The organism is Agaribacillus sp. DX54 (genome assembly GCF_056858335.1).
Map to the genome: position 1 here is coordinate 25,185 of NZ_JBXEQE010000033.1, position 19,098 is coordinate 44,282.

14 protein-coding genes and 1 tRNA gene are annotated in these 19,098 nt (G+C 40.7%); 8 read left to right on the plus strand and 7 right to left on the minus strand.

Going from position 1 to position 19,098, the window contains the following annotated elements:
• The first annotated feature begins 330 nt into the window (after positions 1–330).
• A complete protein-coding gene (locus tag AC04NP_RS24890) occupies positions 331–564 on the plus strand; it encodes a formylglycine-generating enzyme family protein (protein ID WP_482862733.1) in 234 nt (77 codons plus the stop codon).
• Positions 565–832: 268 nt separating this feature from the next.
• Positions 833–3,256, plus strand: a complete 2,424-nt coding sequence (locus tag AC04NP_RS24895; protein ID WP_482862734.1) for a TonB-dependent receptor plug domain-containing protein — start codon at positions 833–835, stop codon at positions 3,254–3,256.
• 578 nt (positions 3,257–3,834) lie between these two features.
• Here AC04NP_RS24895 and AC04NP_RS24900 read toward each other — a convergent pair.
• Both AC04NP_RS24900 and AC04NP_RS24905 read right to left on the minus strand, forming a co-directional pair.
• Positions 3,835–4,500, minus strand: coding sequence for a class I SAM-dependent methyltransferase (locus AC04NP_RS24900; protein ID WP_482862736.1), 666 nt, complete (start codon positions 4,498–4,500; stop codon positions 3,835–3,837).
• 588 nt (positions 4,501–5,088) lie between these two features.
• Entirely contained in the window at positions 5,089–5,718 is a 630-nt protein-coding gene (locus AC04NP_RS24905; protein WP_482862737.1) for a nucleotidyl transferase AbiEii/AbiGii toxin family protein, read from the minus strand.
• A gap of 186 nt (positions 5,719–5,904) precedes the next feature.
• On the opposite strand from AC04NP_RS24905, the gene AC04NP_RS24910 reads away from it, so the two are divergent.
• The 3 genes from AC04NP_RS24910 to AC04NP_RS24920 are packed head-to-tail and all read left to right on the plus strand — an operon-like array spanning position 5,905 to position 9,136.
• Positions 5,905–7,155 (plus strand): tyrosine-type recombinase/integrase, encoded by a 1,251-nt coding sequence (locus AC04NP_RS24910; protein WP_482862738.1) that lies wholly within the window; start codon positions 5,905–5,907, stop codon positions 7,153–7,155.
• Positions 7,152–8,126, plus strand: a complete 975-nt coding sequence (locus AC04NP_RS24915) for a tyrosine-type recombinase/integrase (protein ID WP_482862740.1) — start codon at positions 7,152–7,154, stop codon at positions 8,124–8,126. The genes AC04NP_RS24910 and AC04NP_RS24915 overlap by 4 nt, the downstream gene beginning before the upstream one ends.
• Positions 8,123–9,136: a tyrosine-type recombinase/integrase gene (locus AC04NP_RS24920; protein ID WP_482862741.1), complete on the plus strand. Its 1,014-nt coding sequence runs from the start codon at positions 8,123–8,125 to the stop codon at positions 9,134–9,136. The genes AC04NP_RS24915 and AC04NP_RS24920 overlap by 4 nt, the downstream gene beginning before the upstream one ends.
• Before the next feature lie 617 nt (positions 9,137–9,753).
• Here the strand turns inward: AC04NP_RS24920 and AC04NP_RS24925 are convergent.
• Positions 9,754–9,827 (minus strand) — tRNA-Arg (locus AC04NP_RS24925).
• 376 nt (positions 9,828–10,203) lie between these two features.
• On the opposite strand from AC04NP_RS24925, the gene AC04NP_RS24930 reads away from it, so the two are divergent.
• On the plus strand, positions 10,204–10,941 hold the full coding sequence (locus AC04NP_RS24930; RefSeq protein WP_482862742.1) for a porin family protein: 738 nt from the start codon (positions 10,204–10,206) through the stop codon (positions 10,939–10,941).
• A gap of 241 nt (positions 10,942–11,182) precedes the next feature.
• Here the strand turns inward: AC04NP_RS24930 and AC04NP_RS24935 are convergent, their stop codons facing one another.
• Complete coding sequence (locus AC04NP_RS24935) at positions 11,183–11,911, minus strand: phosphatase PAP2 family protein (protein WP_482862743.1); 729 nt, start codon at positions 11,909–11,911, stop codon at positions 11,183–11,185.
• The gene (gene rpoN / locus AC04NP_RS24940) at positions 11,911–13,359 is read right to left on the minus strand and encodes an RNA polymerase factor sigma-54 (RefSeq protein ID WP_482862744.1); all 1,449 of its coding nucleotides are present in this window, start codon (positions 13,357–13,359) and stop codon (positions 11,911–11,913) included. The genes AC04NP_RS24935 and rpoN overlap by 1 nt, the downstream gene beginning before the upstream one ends.
• Before the next feature lie 706 nt (positions 13,360–14,065).
• Here rpoN and asnS point away from each other — a divergent pair.
• Entirely contained in the window at positions 14,066–15,517 is a 1,452-nt protein-coding gene (asnS, locus tag AC04NP_RS24945; protein WP_482862793.1) for an asparagine--tRNA ligase, read from the plus strand.
• A gap of 316 nt (positions 15,518–15,833) precedes the next feature.
• Here asnS and AC04NP_RS24950 read toward each other — a convergent pair whose 3' ends face one another.
• Together AC04NP_RS24950 and AC04NP_RS24955 are read right to left on the minus strand one after the other, a co-directional pair.
• The gene (locus AC04NP_RS24950; protein ID WP_482862745.1) at positions 15,834–16,202 is read right to left on the minus strand and encodes a T9SS type A sorting domain-containing protein; all 369 of its coding nucleotides are present in this window, start codon (positions 16,200–16,202) and stop codon (positions 15,834–15,836) included.
• 293 nt (positions 16,203–16,495) lie between these two features.
• Entirely contained in the window at positions 16,496–18,025 is a 1,530-nt protein-coding gene (locus AC04NP_RS24955; RefSeq protein ID WP_482862747.1) for an NAD(P)H-hydrate dehydratase, read from the minus strand.
• Positions 18,026–18,349: 324 nt separating this feature from the next.
• On the opposite strand from AC04NP_RS24955, the gene AC04NP_RS24960 reads away from it, so the two are divergent.
• A complete protein-coding gene (locus AC04NP_RS24960; protein WP_482862748.1) occupies positions 18,350–18,856 on the plus strand; it encodes a bactofilin family protein in 507 nt (168 codons plus the stop codon).
• Positions 18,857–19,098 lie beyond the last annotated feature (242 nt).

A 19,098-nucleotide genomic window follows, 5' to 3' on the forward strand; every position in this document is an offset into this window, starting at 1 on the left:
TAGCTTATACATATAGGGGAAAAAGGGTTATGGGCTAACGGGTATCAGATAATAAAAAAGGCCGTCCCGGTTGTAAGACGGCCTGATGATAAACCCTGTTCTGTTAATCTAACGTATTCCGAATAACTATTCCTTACTGATTCTATGCACCGGTTTTCCGGAGTTTTCATCAATAGTAAAGGTTTCCTCTGTTACTGCCGGGCAGTAACCACATTATATATTGGGGGGAGGACTCCAGTGACTACCATGTGCATGAATATGCATGGGCATTTTCCAAAGCTGAGGGCATAAGTCATCCGGTAGGATTGAAAAAACCAAATAAATGGGGGATTGTATGATATGTCAGAAAATGCATGGGAGTGGTGCCCGGATTGGGGTGGGCCTTATGATTCGAATCAATTGATTGATCCTGCCGGCCCCAAAGATGACAAGAAAAAGATCTACAGAGGAGGAAGTTGGTTCAACAAGCCTGCCACTGTAAGATCAGCGAATAGAAATGGACATGAACCTGATATGAGAGGCGCAAATGCCGGATGGAGACTTGTGCTGCAGGTACAGCAGTAGTTGAAAAATCGAATAGATAATTCAACGATTTTAAAAAAGCCCCGGCAATCAAAAGGAGCTAAACAAGTATGGTTTTCCGGAAAATTCTACCCCTTGAAAATGTATTGGAAAGAATAAAGTTTATTCAAACACAAAATATAACCACATTTCAGTTTTGAAGTTTCACCAATTTTTTAATATTTTGCCAATCACTTTCTATGGGATATTTTTTTTGGAGCCCGGATTTTCTCAGCCACGCTATGTAAATACTAGTAAAATGAATAACTGAATGAGAATATGCTTACTCCTTGTACTGACCATACAAGTGAATTTCGCCAATTGTCAGTTTATTGACCGTTTAAAGTCAAAATTTGATACATTTACCACGCAGAACTGGCAGGAAAAAGTTTATGTACATACGGATAAAAATCTATATGCAGCAGGCGAAACCATCTGGTTTCGCACATACCTTGTAGAAGCCTATTCCTTAAAGTCCGAATTGGCTATCAGCAGTATTGTGCATGTGGAACTGATAAGTCCCGGGGGTGATATTCTGGTCTCCAGGATGATCCATACGACGGCCACTGCAGGTGCCGGAGATATCCTGTTAAGTCCTGACAGTATCGGTACCAACCTCAGTACGGGAAAATACCGGATCAGAGCCTATACCAACCTGCAACTCAATAGCGGTCCTCCGTTTTTTGAAAAGGAAATACAGATCATTTCAAGAACTTCACCACCGGCTTCTCCGGAGCATAGTCGGGATAGTTTGATTCTACAGTTTTTTCCGGAAGGGGGAGAACTCGTAAATAACATCAGAAGCCAGGTAGCTTTCAAAGCTGCTAATCCTTCCGGTGGTGTGATGGTTAAAGGGGAGGTGCGCGACGACAATGGAACCACAGTAGGCTGGTTTCAAAGTTTTCATAATGGGATGGGTCTTTTTCAGTTAACCCCTCTGCCCGGCAGGAGTTATTTTGCCAGGGTAAATGACCGGGATTATCCAATCCCGGCTGCTTTGTCCAGAGGATATACGCTTCAACTATCAACCCACAAAAAAGGGTATATCACGCTAGTGGCCAACAGCACCTTAACCAGGGGGCTGGAAGGAGTGGTTCTGGTGGGCCAGGCGCGTGGCAAGATATTCTATGCCCAGGAACTAACTGACCGGGAGACAAAGTTTGCCGGCAATATTCCCGGCACCGGCCTGCCGCCGGGAGTGATTCAGTTCACCCTCTTTGATGAAAAGGGCATTCCCCAATGCGAACGCCTGGTTTTTATGCAGAATCCGCGCTTTGAATTGGATGTGGCCGTATCCACAGACAAACAGGTTTACCAACCACGGTCGTCAGTTGTACTCACCCTGGATACTGATTATATTATGGCCAATATGTCACTAAGTGTCACAGACATGGAGTTAGTAAGTAACGACTCTACAACTGGTAACATTTTTACACACCTGCTGCTAACATCAGACCTGAAGGGCCATATTGAAGATCCGGCGTATTATTTTTTACCGGGCACCCCCCCTATATACCTGGATCTTGTCATGCTTACCCATGGGTACAGGCGGTTTACCTGGAAGGAAGTGGATGGATGGAATAACCCCCTGCCTGAATACTATCCTGAGCGGGGATTTAATATTAGTGGTATCCTGACAGATGAATATAACCAAGGCAAGCCCGTGGTCGGAGAAGTGTCCCTGACTGTGATGCCGGATTTGATTGATGTGCAAAAGGTACGGACGAATAACAGCGGCAGGTTCATTTTTATGGGAAATGACTTTTTTCAGGAATCCAACTTGTTTCTGCAGGCAAAAAAGCTGACTGTGAAGAAATCAGGAAAAACGAAGCCGTCGGATAATGTCGTCATTAATTTGGATGAATATAAGGTCCCCGAGATCGAATCGCTGCCTGCGGAGTCGTTTTCACAACCAGCCACCCCCGCTAATTTTAACCGTTACCTTGCCTCCATAGATTTAGGGATTCAACGGGATAATACCACTATCCTTCTTGATGAAGTGGAGGTGGAGGCTAAAAGACCGGACCCATTTGCCGAATATGATGCTTATGGCGGAATGCCGAGCTCCCGCCTTGTAATGGATAGCCTGGGGGTCGACGCCCTGGTAGCCACCAACATCGCACAGTTGCTGCAGGGAAGGGTGGCAGGTGTGCAGGTAAACGGGACAAGTATTTCTATTCGTGGCGCCGCGGCAAGTTTAGGCAGTGGTGGAACAGGACCACTTTTTTTACTGGACAACATGCCGGTGGACAGCCAGACCATCATGTCTTTCCCCCCGCAGATGGTGCATAGCATTGCCATTTATAAAGGCCCTGAAACCGCTTTTTGGGGGGCGAGAGGAGCAAATGGCGTAATTATTGTTCATACCAAAAAGGGTGAGGATTTTTTGCAACCCGATAAACCGAGTTACAATATAAAAAATCTTATCCATCACGGCTACTACAGGGCACGTGAGTTTTATTCACCGGCCTATGATGGGAAGCAGATCGGCAAAAAGCGGGATAACCGCGTAACTTTGCACTGGGAGCCTAACATACAACCAGATAGCACAGGAACCGCCCGCATCAGGTTTTTCACCGGCGATAATGAAAGCATTTACCGTATTGAAGTCGAGGGAATTACCCCAAAAGGACAAATAATACGAGAGGAGCGATATTTTCGCTGTGAAGAGGGAGTAATTTTGGAGGACCAGTGATTACAGTTACTTGAATTGATTGAATTATGGTGCCTATGTCTAAATCCAACCTTTGTCAATTCAAAGGGCAGATATTTCTTCAAAAAAGCTATAATCAATGACCAAAATTTTTTCTCCGTATCCCAAAATTCAGGCGGGCAAAGTTTAATGGCATTTTCGAGCATATCAATACTTGCGCTAAATTGTCGCCACAGCGTTTCTTTTAAAGACTTATCCATTTTAGTTCTATTTAATTTTGCGTTTCCTATAATGACCGCTAACGCATCTCGTGTAGGGTATCGTTTGGCGTTTCAAAGCACTTTCCTATCAATCCGCCACAAAGTTCCCCAAGGTCAGACAATTGACCAAACATCTAACAAAAATAACTAATTCATAAACATATGATATTCAATAATTTACAAATTACTTATATAGTAGTTTCCCAACAGCGTTGCTCCCATCCGCAGAAAATAACAGAACTTTAGTTATATGAGAGCTTAGAAAATAAAAACAAGTCTAAACTTTATATGACCCGCCAAATACGCTATACACAATGTTGGCGGATGTGGTGGTAGGTCAATTCCTTATCACCGATCCCTTTATTTCTTCGATTCAAAATTATAAAACATCAGGTTTGACATTTTTTCGCCAAGTTGTTTTTTTATTAAAACATATCCATAGTCATTCATTTCTTGTAAAAAGCGGGCTTCTGTGAGTTTAGGATACTTACAATCAGCGTGGATTTCGCCCTCCGTATTACCCATTCTTTCCATTATAACCAGCACGCCGCCTTCATTAAGCAATTGATGAGTTTCCATCATAATCCCTTCTCGCGATTCAATTTCATGAAATACGTTGAGCATCAAAACCCTATCAAATATACCATAAGGCAAACCCGTGGAGTTTTCAGTTCCTAATACAAAGTTAAAATCCGCACTAATAGATGAACCCATTAAATTTTCATGGAATTTCAAAACTTCTTCGAACTGATATAATCTCGAAGAATCAATCTCCTGCAGGTACCAGGTAATTCCTTCGATGAAACATGAAATCTGGATTTCCCTTATTCCATTACCTGCACCAATGCTCGCTATCGTTTCCCCCTGCTGGCAAGCGTTCAGGTAATAGTAGCTTTCATAATCCCGCCTAATTTCCGAATGACTATCCGGAAACCGTTTGTAATTATAAGGTGTGTTAACTGACTTACAAGAAAAGATAAGGGCAACACAAATATTTAGTAAGCGTGCTTTAAACTGAATATTCATCTTATTAAATTATTCAATATTTTTTAAAACGCTATGTCTGGGAATAAAAATGGATATATTCGTAGTACTAAGAATTGCAGCTCTTGGTGCATTTTTTATTAAGAATGGAAAGAAATATTCAGAGAATAGAAAAAAGGAAATAAGTTATTGATCATCATACAATAAAAAAGGTGAAATTCATTGCAAAATTTCACCTTTTGTGAACTCAGAGGGACAAATGTCGAACTTTTATACTGATTTAGAGGCGTTTGACCAGGATTTGGAGAAAATAGTGAAGCTAGGGAAGTGTATAAAAGCGGCTTAGTTATTTTTAAAGGTCATTATTCATTTGTAATAGATGGTATTTGATCAGACGATGGTGAGATATCTGACACTTGGTGCGTGTCCGATCAAAACTTACCCCTTCCCATTGCAAAGTTATATTGCAAACAGAACCCGTCAAGGGTAAAATAAACAGCACCAACGCATTATCCCACGCTGCTGCCCTTGACTGAACCTGTTTGAAATAATGATTGAGCAATTAACAGGTGTAAGGAAGATTATAATTAGTTTCAAAAGCCTGTCTAATCAAGTCCTAACTATTACAATTCATTTTTTCAGGAATTTATCTACTTTCCTTAAATGTCTCGAAAGTTCACGAAATACATCATTGTAACCGGGTAAATCTTTGACCTGATGCTGCAAACTGGTTTCCCATCTCTTTTTGAAAGTTTGCTCTTTGTCCAGAACAACCTTAGTAAAGTTTTCTGCTTCAACTTTTTTATTCCTGGCTTTGCTTTTGAAGGCAAACCAATAGTCTAAAATATCAAAAGATTTTTCCTCTAGCAACAACCATAAATCGTACAAGTCCCTGGGTTGGGAACGCCCCATAACCGCAGCCATCTTTTCAATAAGCACTTCTGCCAATGGATAGCACTTGACTGTAAATTCTGTATGTTTAATGTCAGAATAATCTCTGTAAACAGCCCTTTCCTCAACCTCATACTCCATCTGTTCATGGCGGGTGATGTCCACCTTGATTCTTCTGGCAGCATGGAAACTGCCACCTAAAGAAGCCACATATTCAATGTAAAAAGTGTAAGTATCAAAGAAGTTATGTTTAGGCCGTTCTAACCTGAACTCCATGGCAGTTTCTTCTGTCACAAAATCGAAAACTTCCTTAAAGGCAGCTTCCATTTTCTCATCTTCCAGATCATCATTTAACAAAGTAAAATCCATGTCCTCTGAAAGCGATAATCTTCAAAGTACACTTTCTTTAGTACTGTCCCTCCTTTTTATGTATAGCTCAACGTTATGTATAGCCTTCTCCTCATACCCCCTGCACAATGAGCTAATCAGCTTAAAAAAAATATAACACTACACATAATATTTCATAATATTCCTGTTTTAACAAAACATTAAAATATGAAACAGGAACAATGTGAATCAAAAATTTATGATGTTATTGAAAGAGCATCGCAATATGTTAGATATAATCTCGGGTTTTCGGACACTGTCATCAAAAAACACGAAGCCAATTGGCTTTGTTTCTTAGAGTTTGCTGCAAATAAACAGCTAGAGCATGACTGGGAAAACGCTTTTACGCAATTTATAGGATACCTTTCAAGAGAAAAACCTAAGTCGGCAAATCAGGACAACTCCGTACTTTATTCCGTCAAGCTATTGAAGGAGTATCTCAGAAGTGGTAAAATATTACATAATAAGGAGCTTTTGATATTTCATGGAGAGATCGGGATCAGAATGAAAGAATATATCTCTGAAAAAATATCGGAACATCTTCGGCCATCATCTATCCACACTTACCGACATCAATTATCCCGCTTTTCAAATTACCTATCCAAAAGCGCAATAAATCATATTAGTGATATCCGGGTTGAACATATACTTCTCTATATCATGGAGCTTCCGCCGGAGCATAAGAGCAATACGTATATTGCGATCAGCATAGTTAAAAGATTTCTCAAGTGGTTGTACGATCAAAAAGTATTGGCTCTGAACCTGTCTATACAGATTCCGAGCGGACGATATGTCCAGCAATCTTCACTACCCGCTATTTACACCCAGGACGAGGTGGAACTAACTCTGAAAAATGGTGTTGATCGTGGATACCCCACGGGTAAAAGGGACTATCTTATCCTACTGCTTGCTGCACGATTAGGTCTTCGCGCATCGGATATTTGTAATCTGAAATTTGAAAATATACAGTGGGATAAAAATAATATACTGATCGAGCAGGTAAAAACAGGCAGGGTACTAGAGGTGCCCTTGCTTGCAGAAGTAGGGAATGCCATCATTGACTATCTTCAATATGGTCGCCCTAAATCAGAAGAGCCCTATATCGTTCTTACTGCTGTTTCTCCCTTCCGCAAAATGATATCTTCGTCTATCTCAGGTATTACTACCGCAGCTTTTAAACGTGCCGGAGTAAATATTGCCAACAAGAAACATGGGCCACATGCATTAAGGCACTCTCTTGTAGCCCGAATGCTTGAAGGACAAACGATTCTTCCAGTTATTTCCGAAGTGTTGGGCCACGAAAATACCAATTCAACAATGTATTATATGCGTATTGATATAAGCTCACTAAATGCATGTATGTTGGATGTCGTATCGGTTAAGGAAGGTTTTTATGATCAATTTAAATGGCAATCATGAGTAAAATAATATACAAAGGCATTTATGCCTCCCTAATCCAGGACTTTATAGATTTCAAACAGCATTGTGGATTTAAGTACAGTACCGAGAAAAAAATACTTCTTCAATTCGACAAGCTTACTCAAGCAAGATGTGAAGAAAAGGTAGGGATAAGTGCGCAGTTAGCGCACTTATGGAGTATTAGAAGAGATAATGAATCGGAAGCCTACCGGTACAAACGTTGCATAACGCTGAATCAGTTTGTATTGCATCTCAATAGAAAAGGAATAGAGGCAGCTATGGCCAAAGCCCCAAAACCGAAAAAGAATTTCACACCGCACATCTATACCCGGAAAGAGCTGAACAACATTTTTGATGTATGCGATAATCTAAGATGTGATTATATCAGAAGAGATTCACTGTATATCGTAATGCCCGCCTTGATACGCTTTCTCTCCGGTACGGGAGTCAGAATCGGAGAAGCACTTGACTTGAGAACAGACGACATAAACCTAATGCACAATCATCTGACACTTAGGGATACAAAAAACGGAAAAGAGCGCTTGTTGCCGTTTTCAGAATCAATAGCAATTGTATTAAGGGAATACTCGAAGCACAGGGATAGACTCGTCCCACAAAAGAAAACAGATTATTTTTTCCTTACTGCAAGAGGCAGGAAATGCCGTCCCGAGCAGATATATAAGGTGTTCCGTAAAGTGCTTATTGCAGCATCCATACCTTTCAAAGGAGGACACTACGGTCCAGGTCTACAGTCTTTTCGACACACCTTTGCTGTGCGATCTCTAGCCAGTATGGTTGAAAACGGTATGGATATCTATTGCTCACTGCCTATACTTTCAACTTATCTAGGCCATCAATCCCTGGAAGCCACTAATCAGTATGTCCGTTTGACAGCGGAGCAACATCCTGGGCTTATACAAAATATTGAAAGGGTACTTATTAACGTTTTTCCATCAATTGAAAACTCATGAAACCTACAGACTTTTCCAAATATCTAACGGATTACTTAGCCAAATATCTAGTCCACGAACGCGGTGCAAGTCCCAACACCATTAAATCATATAGAGACACTTTTGTTCAATTTATAAACTATATGGTCAATGTGAAACGAACAGCCTTGCAGAAAATTACCCTATCTATTATGACCAGGGAATTAATCATTGGATTTCTTGATTGGCTGCAGCAGGAAAAAAAATGCAGCTCCGCTACAAGGAACAATCGATTAGCGGCACTGCACTCATTCCTTCACTATGTTCAATATCATCATCCTGACCAGTTGTTCGAGTATCAAAGAATATTTTCCATAAAATCCAAAAAACATAAAAAAGAAAGTATAAATTACCTAAGTATAGACGGAGTTCGGTTGCTCTTAAAACAGCCTGATTTACAAACTATCAAAGGGAGGCGTGACTTGGCGCTTTTATCCCTTCTCTATGATACCGGAGCCAGAGTTCAGGAGATGGCCGACTTGACCGTACAGGATGTTCATACCGAAGCACCATATACTGTTCGAATAACCGGTAAGGGACAAAAGATTAGAATCGTCCCGTTAATGGAAGACCAAATGAGAATCCTTTTTTCGTACATGAAAGAAAATGAGCTTTTACGCAATGAATGCAGACCTTATCCACTTTTCTTTAATAATAGAAAGGAGAAACTAACAAGAGGAGGTATAACCTATATAGTGCAAAAATATGCTCAAACGGCCAGAAAAGAAGATTCCAGCCTTATTCCCTGGAAAATAAGTTGTCATTCTGTTCGCCATTCGAAGGCTATGCATCTTTTACAAGCAGGTATAAATCTTGTTTATATCCGGGATATACTGGGACATGTATCCATTCAAACAACTGAAATATACGCAAGGGCCAACTCCAAACAGAAGCAAGAAGCCATTCAAAAAGCGTATGTGTCAGTCTCTCCAGACATCGATCCTCTTTGGGTCAATAACGATAAGTTGGTAGAGTGGCTAAAATCGTTTTAATATTATGTATAGAAATAATAAGATTAGGTGGTGTTATTGCTCACTGTATCAAGACTTAACGTCTTGGTACAGTACATAACGTTAAGCTATACATAAAAAGTTAGCTTTATTTTACCGATTGGTGCTTAACAATTCGCTAAGTCCCACAACAAGGCACTTATTCTCATTATACCCATCTCAATCTAATAGATTTTTAATGCAATTCATAGCTATATTGGCTACACGCGTATAAATTTTCTGTTGTTTTACTCGAACTATATCCCAAAAGAAGCTAAATGTGCCGCTGATTTAGCCCATCTTCAAGGAGGTGCGTAGCAAACGAATGCCTTCACACGCTTGACCAAGCAAAGCCATTCTTACGCCAAAAGTAGGAAACTCTTACACCGTGGCAGCAACAGAGTTTTTAGACTTGCGGCTGTCATTCTTGCCACCGTAAGATAGGGTGGACGGGACTCGAATCCCTAACACGCTATTTTTCAACAAATTGTAAAAATAAGTTAATCAAAACTGGTTTTACAGTTGGCTTGTTGCATTATTGTAGAAATACTATAACCGATTGATTTACAAAGGAAATGAAACAAAAAAGACAAGCTGTAAACTTAGCTTGCCCCGTTTTGTGAACTCGGAGGGATTCGAACCCCCAACCTCCTGGGCCGTAACCAGGTGCACTATCCAGTTATGCTACGAGTCCTATTTACTCACTTAGCTTCAACAAATATGAGCCATAAATAAAGCTTCGGCTGGCTCTTTCCTCCTCATGCTCCGTAGCAAAGATGAAAGTGGCAATGCGATAAGCACTGCCCACCGAAGCCTTAGCCTAAGTGAAAACAAATCTATACAAATATTAAGCTTTTACCCAAATTTTCACTCACGAAAATTTTAGTCCCATATTTTAACCATAAGGACTAAACCCCCACCCCACCCCCCAAACTCAAACTCACACTCAAACTCAAACTCTATTCGTGGGCAAAGATTAATACACCATATAACAAGAAAAATTATATAATGCTCCTTAAATTATACTATATTTGCCCAGCTATTTGTCCGTTTGACTACTTAATCCTAAGATGAGAAAAATAACTTCACTTTTGATGGCCCTTCTTCTTTCTTTTGGTGCCGTTGCGTTGGAAAATGATGATGACAATGACAAGAAAAAGAAAAAGCAGAAGGCACGACCTGATCTGCCGGGTATTTTGCTGATAGATGTGGGGTTCAACTTCCTTCAGGATAATCCGGAGGGGATGGATGTTGGATTCTGGGGTTCAAAAATTGTGAATTTCTACTACTACTTGGATATTCCCATAGGAAAATCCCACTTTTCCTTTGGACCGGGCATAGGTTTAGGGTTGGAAAAGTATAGTTTTGACGACAATAATACCTTGACATTGAATAATTCAGGCAACACAGAGATTACTGAATTGGCTAATCTTCTCAATGATGACGTAGAAATAAAAAAGAGTAAAATTGCAGCTAACTACATCGACATACCTGTGGAATTCCGGTTTCATGTCAACAAAGAAAACCATGACCAGGGATTCAGGGCTGCCATTGGTGGCAAGGTGGGTTTTCTGTTTGACGGACATACAAAAATCAAGTATGAAGAAGACGGGGATAACAAAAAAATCAAGCAAAAAGATCATTTTAATTTACAACGCTTCCGCTATGGTGTGACAGCCCGAATCGGTTTTCCGGGAATTAACCTGTTTGGCTATTACAGCCTGTCGGAACTATTCGAAAGTGGCAGAGGGCCCGACGAAACCACCGCAACCTCCTTCAATCTAGGCATTTCCATATCAGGTTTTTAAAATCTCAGAAAATTTCGGTAACCCACACAAAAGTCGTAAACTTGCACCGTATTGGGCTTAAGTTCCGGACGTTGCCACGATAAACAGGATCAATGAAGAAAAAAAACTAACTCCCTGAGGCTTCACATCAACACACCAACATTCCATCGTTCCATTTTCCCAATACCGCACTACTCCGCCATTCCAACACTCCAACTTCGCAACCTCCAACCACCGTCTCAAATCCAAACCATCCAACTGCTCACACAAAAAAATAAATCGACCCAAAACTGACACCAAACCCCAGCAAAGCCCCGGCATATACCTGACTGCTGTCATGATCATTCAATTGCAGACGTGACGACATCACTAATCCTGACAAAATGATCAAAGCCAAAATAGGATACATCAACTGATTGTCCTGGAATTTCAGACTCACGGCCAGTATAAAGCCTAATGCGCCCACAATTCCTGCACTATGGGCACTGATTTTCCATCTGATGGTAATAATGGTGATCAAAAAAATCGTAATGGTAATGCTCAGTAGAATCACGCTGAAAATCACATTAAATTTCCACTGCATCAAAAACAAGTAGGAGCACAGTCCATAATAAATAGTGATAAAAACAAATGGTACCACCCTTTCTTCCTTACTTTTCATCCAGAGACTTTTGGGCGCGGGAAACTCATCGTTATAATCTTCACTTTCATTGATGACAGCCACTGCATCGTTATAAGAGATGTTTTTGACATATTTTAACCTAAGCACCCGGATGAAATAGACCACATAGTTAAGTCTGATTAAAGACACACTGATCAGGGGCAGCACATAGGTAAGAAAAAAAATTATGGTCAAAAGCTGCAGGAAAGCTGAATCCGGAAGGGGCTTCACAGCAAGTGGCACGAAGTACAACAATATGGCAAATACCAGGGTAGGCATCAGCAGGGGATGCAAAACAAGGGATGTAATCTTTGCTAACCTGTTAGACACTATAACTCTTTTCTAAGCCTGGCCACCGGCAGGTTAAGCTGCTCACGGTACTTGGCAACCGTCCTTCGCGCAATGTTGTACCCTTTGGCCTTTAAAAGTTTCTCTAATTTATCATCAGACAGTGGTTTTTTCTTGTCCTCATCCTCAATCAGGTTCTGCAAGGCGTGTTTGACCTCCCTGCTGCTGACGTCTTCACCGGAATCGGTAGAAATACCTTCGGAAAAGAAATACTTCAAGGGAAAAATACCAAATTCTGTTTGTATCGATTTACTGTTCGCCACCCGCGATACGGTAGATATATCCATGTTGATTCTGCTGGCAATATCTTTTAGTATCATGGGACGCAGCTTGCTTTCATCACCTTCCTGGAAAAACTCATATTGATAGGTAATAATGGCATTCATCGTATTTAGCAGTGTTTGTTGCCGCTGCTTGATAGCATCGATGAACCATTTTGCCGCATCCAACTTTTGTTTTACAAAAGATACTGTTTCTTTAAGCTTTTTATCCTTCTTGTTGCTTTTGTCATAAGCAGACAACATGTCTGAATAAGAACTGCTTACCCTGAGTTCGGGGGCATTCCTGGAATTCAGTGTTAAATCCAGCTCACCGTTATTATTTGTCAATATAAAATCCGGTATCAGGTACTGGGTTTTAACCAGCCCTCCTGAAACACCACCTGGTTTCGGGTTTAACTTGGTTATGACGGCGATGGCTTCCTTCAGCAAGTCTTCGTCATCGACATTCAGCTTTTTGAGTATTTTGTCATAGTGTTTTTTGGTGAACTCATCAAAGCAATCATTGACAATGCGGGAAGCCAGTACCACAGCGTCGCTTTGATCCAGCTTTCTTCTGAGTTGAATAGATAAACACTCCTGAAGATTCCTGGCGGCAATACCGGAGGGGTCGAAGTCCTGTATCTTAAACAGTATGTCTTCTACTTCATCCAAATCGGTTTCCAGATTCTGTGAGAATGCCAGATCGTTAACAATGGCATCCAGGTCCCTTCTGATATATCCGTCACTTTCAATACTGCCAATCAACTGCAGGGAAATAGTTTCCTGCCTTTGGTCCAAACGCAAAAACCCCAGTTGGTCCAATAACTGTTCGTTGAGTGTAGCAGCAGTCGTGATAGGAATATCCTTATCTTCTTCAGTCGGGTAATTGCCATCTCCCTGCATTTTGTAGCCGCTGAAATCTTCATCCCTCAAATAATCTTCGACATTTACGTCATCTTCTTTGTTATAAGTATCTTCCTCAAAATCATCCTGTGATGATATCTCCTCCGGAGTCTCTTCCTTTCCTTCCTCCAGCGCAGGGTTAATTTCCAGCTCCTCTTCGATCCGGGTTTCCAGCTCCACAGTCGGGATTTGTAACAGCTTGATAAACTGGATCTGCTGTGGTGATAACTTCTGCGATAAAGTTTGACTTAAATTAAGCTTCTGCATGTACAGCTCTTCAATTAAATCTTTTGTCGTTTGAAATTTTAATAAAGATAAACGGCGAAATTCTCATCTTTTGTATAATTTAACTTAAAAGATATACATGTTAAGATCATACAATTTTTACACCGGCTCATCACACTTTATTAAAAGGATTAAAATAGCTGATCTCAGCTAATCAACCTAAATTTGAATTAATTGTTATTTAATTCAAATTTATAATAATTCTTTTATTCTTTGATAAAAACAGCAAATTATCGTTTTTTTGCTAACATTTTACAGGAGGTCGGTGCACCTGATATTAGGGAAATCTTTTAAGGCAGGTTGTTGCATGATAAAGGTTGTAGTAAAAAGAAATGAAGGTAAGGTTTCAAGGGAAAAAAACTGTTACCTTGTGAATGAAAGCAAAAGAACCAACTGGTGTGATGTTACATGTTTGGTTTACGAATAGCTCATAGCTTAGCGCAAGCGTCCCGTGGGTGTAGCACAGCGTTTTCGACAAAATTCTTGGTGTCTTGGTGCCTTTGTAGTTAACCATTTTTCACCACGAAGGTACAAAGACGCAAAGAGACACGGAGGTTTTCACATGTAAAATAAAAATACATATTCTTAATTTGTGCAATAGCCAAGGGGCGCTAGAGTTAGTGTGAGATGCTTACGCCAGAGGCAGGGAGATTTCCAGGATAAAATTTTAATTAAGATGTTAGTAAAAGTGAGTAAAAGCAAAAGAACCAGAATCATTGATGTGTTGAACAGTGATCAGTTTGAATCGACTGTGGTGGTAAAAGGCTGGGTAAGGACAAAAAGGGACAGCAAAAACGTAGTCTTTATCGCCATGAATGACGGCTCGGTTATCCGCAATTTGCAGGTCGTTGTCGATGCAGGTTCTGTCAGCGAAGAAATTCTGGATAAAATCACTACCGGTGCCTGTATATCGGTGACCGGAAAGATCACCGCATCGCAGGGTAAGGGACAGACGGTAGAAGTACTGGCGCAGGAAATAGAGGTGCTGGGCGAGGCCGATCCCGAGAAATTCCCATTACAACCTAAGCGGCATTCACTGGAATTTTTGCGGGAAATTGCCCACCTCAGGCCGAGAACCAATACTTTTGGTGCTATTTTCCGCATTCGCCATGCCATGATCATTGCTGTACATCAATTTTTTACAGAAAAAGGCTTTTTAAATGTGCATACACCCATTATCACGGCTTCTGATGCTGAGGGTGCCGGGGAAACTTTTGTCGTTACCAACATGGATTTGGAAAAACCTCCAAGAGGTGATGACGGACAGATTGATTACAGTAAAGATTTTTTTGGAAAAAAAACCAACCTCACCGTATCGGGCCAGTTGGAAGGGGAGTTGGCAGCCCTGGCATTGTCGGAGATATATACCTTCGGGCCTTCCTTCCGGGCCGAAAACTCTAATACCAGTCGTCATTTATCAGAGTTCTGGATGATTGAACCGGAGATGGCATTCTATGACCTGGAAGACAATATGGATCTGGCCGAAGAATTTGTAAAATACCTGGTTAAATACGCGATGGAACATTGCCGGGAAGATTTGGCGTTTTTAAACAAGAGGGCTGAAGATGAAGACAAAAACAAAAAACAGGAAGACCGGAGGCCCATGTCTTTACTGGAAAGCCTGGAGTTTGTAGGAAATCATGATTTCGAAAGGATTTCCTATACCGAAGCTATCGAGATATTAAAAAACTCTAAACCCAACAAAAAGAAACGCTTTCAGTTTTTAATCGAGGACTGGGGGGCTGACCTGCAATCCGAACATGAACGTTACCTGGTAGAAAAACACTTTAAAAAACCTGTGATTATCTACAATTATCCAGCTAACATCAAGGCTTTTTATATGCGTGTCAATGAAGATGGAAAAACTGTGGCGGCCATGGACGTACTCTTTCCCGGGATTGGTGAAATAATCGGAGGCTCACAAAGAGAGGAACGTTATACCCGGTTGGTGGAAAAAATGGAAAAAACAGGTATTCACGTTGATGATCTACAATGGTATTTGGACACCCGGAAATTCGGAACAGCTCCTCACAGTGGTTTTGGACTTGGTTTTGAAAGGTTTTTGCAATTTGTTACAGGCATGAATAACATCAGGGATGTCATTCCTTTCCCCAGAACACCCGGTAACGCTGAGTTTTAAACTTAAAGTTGAAGCTTCAACCGGAACTCGTTGAGACAACAGACAACAACCTTGGCTTCAGACTGTGAATGAAACTGTCAATAAATAAAATTTTTGAACAATTGACTCAACACAAATCAAATTACAAACTTGCGTCATTTTAGGCTAAAGTTTCAAAATTAACCGAGAGAATACATTCAGATAATAAAGGCAGGTTCAGTCTCCCGCTAAAGCTATCAAGGGGTGGGGTTTTAAATGTCATTAAGTCTGGCACAAGCTAAAACCTAAGTTATTTAAGAAGAAAAAAGCGATTGAAGTTCAACCGCCTTTAAAACAATTACCTTATAACTTTCTGAAATTTAAATGCCCTCCTGTAGAGGGTACCATTATCTTTAATAATCAATATATAATGTCCTGCCGCATATTGCCGAACAGGTATTCTGTATTGACTGTCGTCGATTTTTACTACTTCTGTACGAACTTTGTTGCCTATCAGGCTCACTACCTCAAACGCCGGGTCCACAAAATTATCTCCTGAAGATTTTATAGTCAGATATTCAAAAGCCGGATTAGGAAACAACTCTACCTGATAATCCTTTTTAACTACTTCCCCGTTAACTCTCGCTATATGAGGCTTTTGCTGACCACTGACCCAACCAACAAAACCGAAAACACACAAAATTAATAATAGTAATATTCTTTTCATATCTTGAACCTATCATTTCACCAAATTACTTATATAAAGTATACAGCAAAAAGCACACCAAGGTTTTATATTTTCCTAAAAAATTAAAAAGCCCTTGGATAACTTTTGTATCAGGGTCAGAATTTCAAACAGTATATATAGGTAAAAGGGTGTTAGGAAGGTTTGTTTTATATTAAACCATGACAAATGTACAAAAAAAAATTCCCGAAGCCAGTAACTAGTACTTAATTTGTGTTGACAGCCAGGTAATATTGTAGCAAATATTCACATTTTTTATCCTGATAATTAATTGTTTAAGTATAAAGTTCAGGTTTTTCAGGGCATTTGGATCGCAGTTGCCGGAATGCAGCGGACAGGAATTCAATAATATCACCGGAGATCAAAGCCTCTTCCCCTTTTTCAGCCGCCGCCAGATCGCCTGCCAAACCATGCAGGTAAACACCCAGGGTAGCCGCCACCTCAGCTATGTAGCCCTGGCCAAGCAAAGAGGTAATAATTCCTGTCAACACATCACCACTGCCGGCAGTGGCCATGCCCGGATTGCCCGTACTGTTAAAAAAGGTACGCCCGTCCGGTGTGGAAACAGTGGTGTGGGCACCTTTGAAAACTATGTATATATTGTATTGTTGCGAAAATTCCCTTTGCAAATCCAGGCGTTGATAGTCATTATCCCAGGTGCCTGCAATTCTTTCAAACTCCTTGGGATGTGGGGTCAGAATCGATTGAGGGGGGATTTTATCCCGCAAGTGTTTGTGCTGACTTATTATATTCAGCCCGTCGGCATCAATAACAACAGGTCGGCGATACTGATTCAGCAATTCCTCCATCAGACGTGCCGTTTCTTCGTGGGTGTCAATGCCCGGGCCAATGCCGATGACATCGCAATCCGGCTTTTCAGGAAGCCATGATATAAACCGGTCACCTTCATCGATAGAAACCATCGCCTCCGGCACGGCAATCTGCATGATTTCATATCCGCACCCGGGTACATGCACAGTCAGCAACCCAGTACCTGTCCTCAAACAGGCACGGCTCGACAGTATGGCCGCTCCCATCTTGCCGGCACTCCCTGTAAAAAGCAAAGCCCTGCCAAAATTTCCTTTATGAGCAAACTTGTCCCTGGTTTTTAGCATAGGCTGCATATCAGCCGGTTGCAGAAAAAAATCAGCGCATTCTGTCCGATCGATAAACTCCGGGCTCAGGCCAATATCCACTACTTCCCACTCCCCTACCCAAAGCCGGTTTTCAGGTAATAAAAATGCCATTTTTGGTAATTGAAATGAAATGGTTAGTTGCGGCTCTATGATGACACCACCTGAACCCGGCCGGTCTGCAAACAACCCCGACGCAATATCAACCGAAACCACGATAGCGCCCGACTGGTTTATTGTCTCAATCACCTCAGCAAATAAACCAGTGACCGGCCTGTCCAGCCCTGAACCGAAAATAGCATCAATTAGCAGTATGTTTTCAGGTATTTGAGGTATTTCATAGCTACTGCCTATAGTTGACTTTTCTACACCTTCAGGAATTCTTTTTTCATTGATGGCAAAATCGGCAGATGATTTATCACTAACGCTTACTACAAAAATTTTGACGTTATATTTTTTTTCAGTCAATATTCTGCCAATGGCCAGCCCGTCACCCCCATTGTTGCCAGTGCCGCAAAAAATCCATACGGCTTTATCCGTCATATAATGTTGCACAAAACTTTTCACAAAAGCCAGCGATGCCCGCTCCATGAGATCAATGGAAGGAATCGGTTCATTCCTGATCGTGTAAGCGTCGGCCGCTCTGATTTGTGCTGAAGAAAATATTTTCATAAAATTTTTCAAATTATCAAAGGCCCGCAAACCTGTTGGATCCAATCATCGACAAATACCAATAATTTAAGCTACAAATTTTCATGTAAAAACCGAAGATTAAACTTTTAAGGTCAAAAATCTACTACACTTTAATAAAAAAAAATTTTAATGTGTACTTGAAGTAATGAAGCGATAATTATTATCAAATTTTTAGAAATCAGATCGTTATGTAATTTTGAGGTGACTTTTAGAGAGAATTCGCTCTTAAATTGTTTTAGGAATACTTTAAATTAGTGCTAACTTTGGATTGAATCCGTATTACCAACCAAAACAACAGATGCTATGTTCAATAATAAACAAGAGGAAAAGCTAGCGCAAGAAGCCAGTAACATCAGCAATACCATAGGTAAAGGTACTACACTGAATGGTAGTATCGAGACTTATGGTAATTTAAGAATCGAGGGAAAAGTTTATGGAGATATTACCGCCAAATCAAAGGTTGTCATAGGTAAATCTGCCTATATAGAGGGCAACATTCTGGCGCAAAACGCTGATATTGAGGGTGAGGTCAAAGGTAAGGTTGAGATCAGTGACATTCTGGTTTTAAAGCCCACTGCAAAAATCCGCGGTGATATCCTCACCAATAAGTTAATTGTCGAATCAGGTGCCCAGTTTAACGGTCAAAGTAAAATGGGACAAAAGGTCAGGGAAATTCAAATTGGAAAAAGCGACTACGGCAATGCTATGCCAAAATATGCCAGGAAAGAAACGCCCAAAAGCGAAGAGCCTGTGAAGGAAAACACCAAAATGGCCAAAGATATGCCTAAACCTTCAGTAGCTTCCAATTAAGAAAAAGGCTGATTAATCAATTAACATAACCCGGAAGAACTTTTTGCAGGAGGCTGTTTGTTAGCTTGTCTAAAACCTCCTATATAATGGCAGATTGAAAGATCTGGACCAGATTGCTATGCTCTGGCCAATCACTAATGCTTTTAGAAGAGCGGGCACCATCATATCAGCTTTATTTCAAAGAAATCCCCATAAAAATTGTCAAGGTATTGGTAGTTTGTGCGCAACGAATCAACTGTATG